3 protein-coding genes and 1 pseudogene are annotated in these 3,020 nt (G+C 53.5%); 1 reads left to right on the top strand and 3 read right to left on the bottom strand.

The features are described 5' to 3' along the window. Window positions 1-151: 151 nt before the first annotated feature. Window positions 152-562, top strand: a complete 411-nt coding sequence (locus EQY_RS0122975) for a YbhQ family protein (protein ID WP_000871987.1) — start codon at window positions 152-154, stop codon at window positions 560-562. Here the strand turns inward: EQY_RS0122975 and EQY_RS0122970 are convergent. The 3 genes and pseudogenes from EQY_RS0122970 to EQY_RS0122960 form a co-directional block, all read right to left on the bottom strand. Then, the gene (locus tag EQY_RS0122970; RefSeq protein WP_000469029.1) at window positions 524-1,630 is read right to left on the bottom strand and encodes an ABC transporter permease; all 1,107 of its coding nucleotides are present in this window, start codon (window positions 1,628-1,630) and stop codon (window positions 524-526) included. The two genes, EQY_RS0122975 and EQY_RS0122970, sit on opposite strands and share 39 nt — an antisense overlap. Window positions 1,631-1,640: 10 nt before the next feature. Continuing rightward, entirely contained in the window at window positions 1,641-2,774 is a 1,134-nt protein-coding gene (locus EQY_RS0122965; RefSeq protein ID WP_000070112.1) for an ABC transporter permease, read from the bottom strand. Beyond that, window positions 2,767-3,020, bottom strand: a pseudogene (locus EQY_RS0122960) (ATP-binding cassette domain-containing protein); the annotation flags it as partial. The gene EQY_RS0122965 and the pseudogene EQY_RS0122960, both read right to left, overlap by 8 nt.

The raw sequence follows: 3,020 nt of genomic DNA, 5'->3' as shown, positions 1-3,020 counted from the left end.
TGGGGGGGATGTGTTCATTACATTTCCTGTCTTTGCCTCTTATCTCATTGAAATAGTGTAGTCGGCGTCACAAAAAGGTGCGGTCTTACGGAATTTTCCGTAAAGTTCGGTACTCTGAGTTAGTAGAGATAAATTCTTCAGGAGAGAAGCCATGAAGTGGCAACAACGTGTTCGTGTCGCAACTGGCCTAAGTTGCTGGCAGATTATGTTGCATTTACTGGTAGTGGCGCTGCTGGTGGTGGGCTGGATGAGTAAAACCCTGGTTCACGTCGGCGTGGGATTGTGCGTGCTGTATTGCGTAACGGTAGTGATGATGCTGGTGTTTCAGCGCCACCCCGAACAACGCTGGCGCGAGGTGGCAGACGTACTGGAAGAGCTGACCACCACCTGGTATTTTGGCGCAGCGCTGATTGTGCTGTGGCTGTTGTCCCGCGTACTGGAAAACAACTATTTGCTGGCAATTGCAGGGCTGGCGATCCTTGCCGGCCCGGCGGTGGTGTCGTTACTGGCGAAAGATAAAAAGTTACATCACCTTGCGTCTAAACATCGCGTACGCCGCTGACCCTGTCGTGGCCGTTATCACCAGTAGCGGCCACAAACTGTTCCACACAATATCCAGACTCGCATCCTTCAAATAAATCTGCTTGGTAATGTCCGTAAAGTGGCGGATAGGGTTAATCCACGTCAGGTTTTGCAGCCACACCGGCATGTTTTCCACCGGCGAAACGTAACCGGAAAGCAGAATGGCGGGCATCATAAAGACGAATACGCCGATAAACGCCTGCTGTTGTGTTGCACAGAGTGATGAAATCAGCAGACCGAATCCCACCAGTGACAAACCGTAAATCACCATCGTAAAGTAGAACAGCGCCAGCGATCCGGCGAAGGGGATTTGATACGCCCAGATACCAATCGCCAGCACAATGGTGGCCTGAAACGTGGCGACAATTAACGCCGGTACGGCTTTACCGATGAATATCTGCCAGGTGGTGAGGGGCGAAACCAGTAGCTGATCGAGCGTTCCCTGTTCGCGTTCGCGGGCGACAGAAAGTGAAGTGACGATCATCACACCGATAGTGGTGATCATGGCGATCAGTGATGGCACCACAAACCATTTGTAGTCGAGATTTGGGTTATACCAGTTGCGTACCACCAGTTCGCTGTTGTTTGGTTTCGGTTTTCCTTCCAGCAGCTCCTGCTGATAATTTTTGACGATCTGTTGCAGGTAGTTGGCGGCGATTTGCGCACTGTTGGAGTTACGCCCGTCGAGAATTAACTGCAACGGTGCGGTCTGGAAAGTATCCAGTTTGCGTGAGAAGTCAGCCGGGAAACGCACCAGCAGTAGCGCCTTTTGCGTATCGATAGTTGGGCGGATCTCCTGCGGACTTTTCAACAGCAGCACATGGGTAAAGGCGCTGGCGCGGGCAAAACGCTGGGTCAGCTCCACCGAATGCTCGCCGTTATCTTCATCGTAGATGGCGATGGTGGCGTTGGTCACTTCCAGCGTGGCGGCAAACGGGAACAGGATCACCTGAATAAGCACGGGTAAAATCAGAATCGCTCGCGTCTGCGGTTCGCGCAGCAGCGACTGCAATTCTTTGCGGATTAACGTCCATAAGCGATGAAACATGCTCTTCTCCCTAATCCAGCCGACGTTTGGTTTTCAGCCACGTCAGGCCGATAAACATTACCGCCGAAGCGATCAAAAACAGCACGTTTACCACCAGTACCACCGGAATATTCCCGGCGAGGAACAGGCTTTGCAGGGTGCTGACGAAATAACGTGCGGGAATAATGTACGTCACCGCGCGGATCACTGCGGGCATACTGTCTATCTGAAATATAAAGCCGGAAAGCATAATCGACGGCAGGAAAGCGGCGTTCAGTGCCACCTGAGCGGCGTTGAACTGGTTGCGGGTAATCGTAGAAATCAGCAGCCCCATCCCCAGCGTACTGAGTAAAAACAGACTGGTGATAAAAAACAGGATCAGCAGCGAACCGCGATAGGGTACGCCGAGAATAAACACCGACACCAACATACAGAGCAGCATCGCCAGCATACCGAGGAAATAATAGGGGATCAGCTTACACAGCAGCAGTTCCGTGCGGGTAATCTCCGTAGAGAGCAAAGCCTCCATAGTGCCGCGCTCCCACTCCCGCGCCACCACCAGCGAGGTGAGGATCGCGCCGATGACCGTCATGATAATGGTTACCGCACCGGGGATAATAAAGTGCTGGCTTATCGCCGCCGGGTTAAACCAGTAGCGTGTCTGGACGTCGATAAGCGGTTCAAAGGTCTGCCCGTTGTCCTCTGCCCGCTGCATTTGCCAGATCTGCCAGATCCCTTCGACATAACCCTGCACAAAGTTGGCGGTATTCGGTTCGCTGCCGTCAGTGATCACCTGAATCGGCGCGGTCGCGTTGGCGCGCTCCATCTGTTCGGCGAAATCCACGGGAATCACCACCAGACCACGAATTTTCCCCGCCTGCATTTTGGCGATCAGTTCCTGACGGTTATCGCTGATGGTGGCGTCAATATAGGGCGAGCCGGTCATAGTGTGGGTGAAATCCAGCGCCGCTTCGCTACGCTGCTCCAGCAAAATCCCGACGCGCAGCTTGCTGGAGTCGAGGTTAATGCCGTAACCAAAAATAAACAGCAGCAACAGCGGGATCACCACCGCAATCAGCCAGCTACTTGGATCGCGAATGATCTGCCGCGTCTCTTTGACGCACAGTGCCCGCACGCGACGCCAGGAAAGGATCGGGTTACTCATTGCCATGCTCCTTATCCCAGTCGTGGATCAATTGAATAAAGGCTTGCTCCATAGTGGGATCGGGTTGCTCATCGTTAGCCGACTGTGCTTTCAAATCATCCGGCGTACCGCTGGCAATCAGCTTCCCGCGATACACCAGCCCGATGCGGTCGCAATATTCCGCTTCATCCATAAAGTGGGTGGTGACCATCACCGTGACGCCTTTCTCTACCATGCTGTTGATATGCAGCCAGAACTCGCGGCGGG

Origin of the sequence: Escherichia sp. TW14182 (assembly GCF_000208525.1) — a bacterium.
In the GTDB taxonomy this organism is placed as follows: domain Bacteria; phylum Pseudomonadota; class Gammaproteobacteria; order Enterobacterales; family Enterobacteriaceae; genus Escherichia; species Escherichia ruysiae.
Note: the sequence above shows the minus strand (reverse complement) of the source record. Positions and strands in the feature narration are given on the sequence as shown.

Coding starts and splice junctions, on each gene's coding strand:
- EQY_RS0122975 (WP_000871987.1), top strand. CDS start 152: ATGAAGTGGCAACAACGTGTTCGTGTCGCAACTGGCCTAAGTTGCTGG.
- EQY_RS0122970 (WP_000469029.1), bottom strand. CDS start 1,630: ATGTTTCATCGCTTATGGACGTTAATCCGCAAAGAATTGCAGTCGCTG.
- EQY_RS0122965 (WP_000070112.1), bottom strand. CDS start 2,774: ATGAGTAACCCGATCCTTTCCTGGCGTCGCGTGCGGGCACTGTGCGTC.